The following is a 6,581-nucleotide window of genomic DNA, read 5'->3' as shown; positions in this document are numbered from 1 at the left end:
ATGTACTGCATGGTGCGCAGTGCGGTATCCACAGCGGTGGAGCCGCCAGTGGTGAAGAAGACGTTGTTGAGATCCCCTGGGGCAATGTCCGCGATCTTCTTCGCCAGCACAGCCGACGGCTCGGTGGTGTTGGTGAAGGGCGAGGTATAGGGCAGCTTCATCACCTGTGCGGCGATGGCATCGGCCATCTCCTGGCGGCCATAGCCGATCTGGGTGCACCACATGCCGCCCGGCCCGTCGATATAGCGCTTGCCGGAAGCATCCCACAGATGGATGCCATCGGCGGTCTCCATCAGCATGTTGTCGTAACCGCGCCAGTCGTCCATTGCCATCCAAGGATGCAGCTGATGAGTCCGATCCCACTCATGCAGGGTGTCCGGGCTTGGTTCGTTTGCGAATGTGTTCGGTTTCATCTTGGTCATTGGGATACCTGTTACGGATTAGAACGGGCGCGGCGGGGTCGCCCGCGCGCGGCTATTGATGAAGAAGGGCTTTTCTTCGATGGCGACCGGCACAAGCCGCCTGTCCCATTGGCCTTCCTCATTAACGTAGACTTCGGCCCAGAGGTCATCGGTGATGCCCTCGCCGTACGGCGCCTTGAACTCGGCCAGCGCAATGTTGCGCTTGGTGGTGGGCGACCAGACGCCGGAGGTCACATGCCCCACCTCTTTCTTTTTCTTGTGGTAGATCAGCGCGCCATCCGCGGGTTTGAAGCCGCCGATGTCAATCTTGCGCAGGTGGTAACGCAGACCGGCTTCCTGCTGTTTCAGCAAAGCGCGGCGGCCATTGAAGTGACCCTTGGTGAAATCCACCATCTTGCCAAAACCCAGCTCCAGCGGGCTCCGGCCGCGGCCAAGACGCATGGCGGTATGCACTGGCTGGAAGTCAAAGCCGGCGGCGATGAACCCGGCCTCGATCCGGCAGATGTTGAGCGCCTCAAATCCAATCGCTTTCAGGCCCCAATGGCCGCCTGCGGCCCACAAACGGTCCCAGAGCTCCAGCGCCTTGCCGTTCGGAACCCACAGCTCATAGCCAAGATCGCCAGTGAACCCGGTGCGCGAAACCCAGAGATCCGGCTCTATTTCGCGCCGGTCAAAGGGTTTCATCTCCGCCACAACCTGCAGGCCCGCGTCCTGCAACAACGAGAACGACGTGGGGCCTTGCAGCGACAGCGCCGCGATGTCCTGGCTTTCGTCTGTGATCTCCGCGTTAAAGCCCCAGGCAGTGTCCAGCAGCCAAGTGTACATCGGCTCCTGGCAGCACAGGCGGAAATCAGTCTCCGAGAAGCGGAACAGAGTGCCGTCGTCGATCACCATGCCCTCTTCGTCGCACCACAGGACATAGCCAACCCGCCCGTCGCGCAGCTTGGCCGCGTCGCGGGTCACCAGCCGGTTCACCACCTTCAAGGCATCCGGCCCGGTGATGCGGTACTTGTGCATCGGCGAGATGTCGAAAAGGGTGCACTGGTTGCGGATCGCGAAATACTCGAACTCCACCGTGTCCAGCATCGCGGGTGATACATAGCCCGCCCAATTGGTCCAGCTCTTGGCGGTGCTAAGCGCCTCCAGCCGTGGCTGGAACGGGGTTTCGATCAGCCCGATGGGTACATGTTTGGTCATCAGATCACCCCGTCTTTTAGAAGCTGCAAAGCGCTGTTGCGGCCGGCCAGCCCGGTCACGTCGCCGCCCGGATGGGCACCTGCGCCGCAGAGGTAGTAGCCCTCCGGCCCGAACCGGTAGTGCGCCATGCCGTTGGCAGGTCGCACCGTCAGGATCTGGTCGATGCCCATCTCCGCATGGTGCCAATGCCCCCCTGGCGCGCCCGTCTTCGCCTCGATGCAGGCGGGGCTGAGCACTTGGCTTTCCGTGACCAGCGCGCTGATCCCGGGGGCGTAGTTCTCCAGCGTTGCGATGGTAGCGGTTGCCAGCCGTTCACGGGCGGCTTTATCCCAGCCGCCTTCCAGCTCATAGGGGACGGAGCTGACAACGGCCGACAGCACATGCTGCCCGTCGCGGGCAAGCGCCGGATCGCTCAAGCTCGGGATAACGGCCTCAATCACCGGGTTTTCAGGCATATCCCCGTATTTTGCCGGGTTGAACGCGCGTTCGACATAGGTGGCACTGGGCGCGATTAGCAACCGGCCGGCCATCAATTCGGAGCTTAGCCCGGTAAATTCGGGCGCGGCACTTAGAGCCAGGTTCACCTTGGCCGCGGTGCCCTTGCAGCGCTGGTTGCGCATCCGCCGCACCGCTTCCACGTCGTAATGCTCCGCCCCCGCCAGGATCATCGCGGGCATCGGTCCGGTGTTGCTCAGAACCGCCCGGGCAGAGATTTCGGTGCCATCCTCCAGCACCACGCCTGCCGCGCGGTCGTTTTCGGTCAGCACCCGGGCTACGCCAGTACCGGTGCGGATTTCCGCCCCGGCGGCGCGGGCCGCGGTCTCGAATGCCGCCGCAACGGCACCCATGCCGCCCAACGGCAGCTGCGCGCCGCCGCCTTGGCCCAGACGGTACATCAGAGAGAACACTGTCCCGGGTGAGCGCGGCCCGGCAAAGGCGCCGCGCGCCGCATCTGCTGCCAGCGCACCGGCCAGCGGGCCGTCCTCAAGATCGTCCAGGATCAGGTCATAGGCATTGGACAAGAGCACGCGGAGAAATTCGCGCATGTCCTTCTTGCCCATCCGTTTCAGATCCAGCCCCAGCTTGGCCAGCCCGGCAAGTTCCGTGAGCTTGGCCAGGCTGGCCAGGCCTCCCTCAAGCGAGGGCGGGGATTTGGTTGAAAGCTGCCCCAGCAGCCCGGCAAACAGCGTCAGGCGGCGCATCAGTTCGCCAAAGGGCGCGGCTTCGGGGTGCGGGCGGCCGTATGCCAGTTCTGCCCTGCCGTTGCGGATCACCGCATGTTTGCCGTCCTCCGACAGCGAAACCGCGGGCAGATCGCGCACTTCCAGCGGTGCGCGGGCGGAGCCAAGGCCCAGCTCCTTCTTCACCTTGGGGTGCAGGTTATACAGCAGATGCGCGATCTCCGGCGCCTGTATCCCGTTTGCAAACGTGGTGTTGCGGGCCATGCCTCCGGCGGTTGCGTTCTTCTCGATCACGCAGACGGATTTACCCTTGCGGGCCAGTGTCGCAGCAGCGGTAAGCTCGTTGTGGCCGGCGCCGATGACAATTGCGTCGTAGATTGGTGTGGTCATCTTCCGCTCCTCAGGCCGCGTAGCCGGTCATGTTGCCGCCCCGGCTGATATTTCGCAGGATTTCGCGGGCGGCATTTGCCCCCGGCGCCGCCATCACCCCGCCGCCCGGATGGGCGGAGGAGCCGACGATATACATGCCGTTGATGGGAGTGTCGTATTGCGCGTAGCCCGGCACCGGGCGGTTGAAGAGCAGCTGGTCAAAGGTCAGTTCGCCTTGGAAGATGTTGCCTTCGGTCAAGCCCACCTCCTGCTCGATGTCCCAGGGTGTGCGGACCTCTGCGTGGAGGGTCTTGCTGCGGATGTCCGGGCAGGCCTGCTCCAGCTTGTCAAAGACGCAATCGGCAAAGGCACCGCGGGTCTGGCCGTTCCAGTTGGTGCCCGCGCGCACGCCGCCGACCTCCAGGTCATAGGGCGCGTATTGCACAAAGACGGTCATCATGTGCTTGCCCGGCGGTGCCATTGTCGGATCGATCTGGCTGGGGATCAGCATGTCGAAATAGGGATTCTGCGACCAGCGTCCCTCCTTCCAGTCGTCGTATGCGCGCTCCAGTTCGTTCAGGCTGTCGGCGCAATGCAAATCGCCGCGCAGGAAAGGCGCGCCCTTGGGAGCGGCGGGGAAGTCTGGCAGCGCGTCCAGCGCGATGTTCAGCTTGCCCGAGGAGCCGCGGATCTTGAACCGCTTGACCGCCTGCACGAAATCGCCAGGCAGGTGCTGCTCGCCGGTATGCTGCAGGAACGTGCGTTTCACATCCATGTTGGAGGCGACGATGGGCGCGTGGTATTCGTCGCCGTTGACCAGCGCCACTCCGGTGACCGTGCCGTTGCTGACCAGAAACCGGTCGACGCCGGAGCCGGTGACGATGGTGCCGCCTGCCTCCTCGAAACAGGCTCCCAGCGCGTTGGAGATCGCGCCCATGCCGCCGCGGGCAAAGCCCCAGGCCCCGATCGCGCCGTCCACATCGCCCATGTAGTGGTGCAGAAGCACATAGGCGGTGCCGGGGGAGTAGACGCCCAGCCCGGTGCCGATGATGCCCGCGCCGGCGATATGCGCCTTGATCAGGTCATTCTCAAAATGCTCATCCAGGAAATCGCCGATCGACATCGACCAGAAACGCAGGGTCTCGCCCAGCTCCTTCTTGCCCAGCCCATGCGCCTGCTTAATCAGGAACAGCAGCTCGCCAATATCGCGCGGCTTCAGCGAGGTCGGGTCCGGCGCGTTACGCAGCAGGAAGGGCCGGATGAAACGGCACTGGCGGATCACCGTCTGGCTGAACCGGTCATAGGCATCGGCATCGCGGGCACTATGGCGGGAGATTTCCCGGCGCAAGGCGTCATGATCCGACATATAGGCAAAGTAATCGCCATCGCTGTCAAAGCTGGCGCCGCCTTCATAGGGGATCACCTGCAGCCCGTATTTCGGCAGCTCCAGGTCGCGCACGATCTCACGTCGCAGCAGCGAGCAGACGTAAGAGCAATTGGAATAGGTCCAGCCCTCATGCAGGGACCGGCTCACCGCGGCGCCGCCGATCCAATCGTTCTTTTCCACCACCAGAACCTTCAGCCCGGCCTTGGCCAGGTAGCAGGCCGCGGTCAGCCCGTTGTGCCCGGCCCCGGCCACAATGGCGTCAAATCTGTCGTGTTGCCCCATGAATCTCTCCTGGTCCGGCTGTCGTTCACCGGAGCCTAGAGGAGAAGAATTTTCCGGTAAAGTTTTTTTGAGCGCTCAAATAAAAATAATCCGGCTGACAGCCGCGAAGAAGTGTGGAACAAGGAAGAAAATTGAAATCTGGATTTCTCATGGTGGCATCGCAGGGCAGCGGCAGGAAGCCGCGCAAGGAACGCAAGGAAAACGCCGACATGCGGCGGCGGCAGATTCTCGATGCTACCTTGAAATCGATCGTGGCCAATGGCCTGGCCAAGACGACGCTGGCAACCGTGGCCAATGAAGCCGGGCTGTCGCAGGGCGTTGCCGTCTTCTATTTCAAGTCCAAGACCGGCATTCTGACCGAGGCGCTGCGCGATCAGTACCAGACCTACGAGGCTCACTGGCAGGCGGCACTGGAAAAAGCGCCCGAGGACCCGGCGGCCCGCCTGCGCACGATCATCGAGGCGGACTTCAGCCCCAAGATCTGCAACCCCAGCGCGCTCGCCATCTGGTTTGCCTTCTTCGGGGAACAGAATTTCGTGCCTCAATACGCCGAAATCACCGGTGAGTTCGAGGAAAAGAGGTCTCAAATGCTCGCCGAGATCTGCCACGAACTGATACCGGAGGACCCCGGCAAGGCCGACAAGGCCGGCGGCTGGATTGACTCGCTGACCGACGGATACTGGCAGAAGCTGCACTTGTTTCCGCACATCTACACTCGGGAAGGGGCGCTGGAGCAGACACTGAATTTCCTTCAGACACTGTTTCCCAGCCATGCGGAGGCTTTCCAGGCAAAGGCTGGTAGTTAAGCCAGTCAGCAACTTAACAGGGGTTCTGGGCGTAAACGAATTTCCGCTTGAAATTGCATGGGCTTCGGCCCGTTGGCGGTGTTGAACTGTTCAGGTAGCTCCCTGCTAAGGGGCAACGGTCCGGGTGCCGGTTCTGATCGTCGGCTTCTTTCCCGCCTTAGGACCTGCAAGAGGCTGCCGCGAACTTCTGCTTCCGCGCTCATCTGGACCGCCCCAGACAAAGTACGCAGTTTCCTGCCATTGTGGCAGCATGCAGCGAAACGGCACTTTGTCCGGCACAGCAAACCTTGGCTTGTCACCCAACGAAAGGCAGCAATCGGTCCTATTTCGGTCCGCTGTCTATCCCACCAAGCGAGATCCCGGACAGCCGCGCATCATCTTCCGGCTCCCATTTCTCGCGCAGGCCGCGAACGTAATCCGCGTCACTTTTCAGCTTTTGCCGCTCCTTGGCGAGGACGCGTTTCACGGTCCGGGCCACCAGTTGAGCAATGCGCGTGACCATCCGCATCGCTGGGCGGATTTCTTTTAGCGTTTCATCCCGCACGCCCTTAGTCTTGGGAGCGGTCGCGCCCCAAGCCAGGCCTGCCTGCTGATCCGCAGACGCCTCCCGCCAGAAGACCGCCCCATCAGCAACCAAGTCTAATCCACTTTCAATCGCATCTGTGATGACCTCTGCCTCCGTTGCCTTCAACCGGACCTTTTCTTCTGCCTCCTGCAGCCTCTTCTCCTCAGTCAGCCGGGCAGCCTGAGCCTCAGCAGCGGCTTTCTCTTCCTGACCGCGGTGCTGAACCATCTGCCGCAGCTGAGCGGCCAGATCAGATTTTTCCGCCTTCGTGGCGTTCAGCACCTGCTCGGCCTGTTGCCTTTCCTGGATAATCCGCGCGCGTTTTTCCTCTTCGGCCTTCCGCGCTGCCGTTTCGGCCCGGTACTTTTCTGC

Annotated in this window: 6 protein-coding genes; 1 reads left to right on the top strand and 5 read right to left on the bottom strand. The window is 62.3% G+C overall.

Annotation, left to right across the window (positions count from 1 at the left end; genetic code table 11):
* The 4 genes from A2I95_RS24580 to A2I95_RS24565 form a co-directional block, all read right to left on the bottom strand.
* Positions 1 to 422 (bottom strand): aminotransferase class III-fold pyridoxal phosphate-dependent enzyme (locus tag A2I95_RS24580; RefSeq protein ID WP_291734084.1); only part of this gene is annotated, 422 nt, incomplete at its 3' end.
* Positions 423 to 440: 18 nt separating this feature from the next.
* Positions 441 to 1,619 (bottom strand): aminomethyltransferase family protein, encoded by a 1,179-nt coding sequence (locus A2I95_RS24575; protein ID WP_291734082.1) that lies wholly within the window; start codon positions 1,617 to 1,619, stop codon positions 441 to 443.
* Positions 1,619 to 3,190: an NAD(P)/FAD-dependent oxidoreductase gene (locus A2I95_RS24570; RefSeq protein ID WP_291734080.1), complete on the bottom strand. Its 1,572-nt coding sequence runs from the start codon at positions 3,188 to 3,190 to the stop codon at positions 1,619 to 1,621. The genes A2I95_RS24575 and A2I95_RS24570 overlap by 1 nt, the downstream gene beginning before the upstream one ends.
* Positions 3,191 to 3,200: 10 nt before the next feature.
* On the bottom strand, positions 3,201 to 4,838 hold the full coding sequence (locus A2I95_RS24565; RefSeq protein ID WP_291734078.1) for an NAD(P)/FAD-dependent oxidoreductase: 1,638 nt from the start codon (positions 4,836 to 4,838) through the stop codon (positions 3,201 to 3,203).
* 113 nt (positions 4,839 to 4,951) lie between these two features.
* Between A2I95_RS24565 and A2I95_RS24560 the strand changes: the two genes are divergently transcribed.
* On the top strand, positions 4,952 to 5,644 hold the full coding sequence (locus A2I95_RS24560; RefSeq protein WP_291734076.1) for a TetR family transcriptional regulator C-terminal domain-containing protein: 693 nt from the start codon (positions 4,952 to 4,954) through the stop codon (positions 5,642 to 5,644).
* A 322-nt stretch (positions 5,645 to 5,966) separates the two neighbouring features.
* Here the strand turns inward: A2I95_RS24560 and A2I95_RS24555 are convergent.
* A partial coding sequence (locus A2I95_RS24555) for a hypothetical protein (RefSeq protein ID WP_291734073.1) occupies positions 5,967 to 6,581 on the bottom strand: 615 nt, incomplete at its 5' end.

The sequence above is a fragment of the Leisingera sp. F5 genome (assembly GCF_001593695.1).
The sequence above is the reverse complement of the archived record's forward strand: the minus strand, read 5'-3'. Positions and strand labels throughout refer to the sequence as shown.